At 66.0% G+C, this 582-nt stretch carries 1 pseudogene; it reads right to left on the reverse strand.

The features are described from left to right. Nucleotides 1–582, reverse strand: a pseudogene (locus EN969_RS34360) (bifunctional [glutamine synthetase] adenylyltransferase/[glutamine synthetase]-adenylyl-L-tyrosine phosphorylase); the annotation flags it as partial.

Consider the following 582-nt stretch of genomic DNA (forward strand, 5'->3'; position numbering starts at 1 on the left):
GCGCGAAAGGATTTCGGCGGTACCGGTAACGCGCGGCCCGGCGCCTACCTGCCCGGTGATGACAGCGACTTGGGCGATGAATTCGAGATCGATCAGGCCGCCGGGGATCAGCTTGATGTCCCACAGGTCGCGCGGCGGCTTTTCCTTCTCGATCATAGCCCGCATCTCCGAGGCCTCGGCCATCACCTTTGCGGCGTCGCGCGGCTGACCAAGCACCGCCGCCACTTCCGCTTCAACCTCACTGCACAGGCTGGCGTCGCCAGCTATGGCGCGCGCGCGTGCCAACGCCATGTGCTCCCAGGTCCAGGCTTCCTGGCGCTGGTATTTCTTGAAGGCATCGATATGGGTCGCCACAGGACCCTTGTTGCCTGATGGCCGCAGGCGCAGGTCGAGTTCGTAGAGCACGCCCTCCGCCGTCGGCGCCGACACAGCTGCGATCAGCCGCTGCGTCATGCGGGTGTAGTAATGCGAAGGCGCCAGCGGCTTGTCGCCATCGGACTCCTCGGCGTCCGGCGCGTGGTCGTAAAGCAGGATCAGGTCGACATCCGATCCGGCGGTCAGCTCGCGGCTGCCGAGCTTGCC

Origin of the sequence: Mesorhizobium sp. M7A.F.Ca.CA.003.01.2.1 (assembly GCF_003998945.1) — a bacterium.
Lineage (GTDB): Bacteria > Pseudomonadota > Alphaproteobacteria > Rhizobiales > Rhizobiaceae > Mesorhizobium > Mesorhizobium ciceri.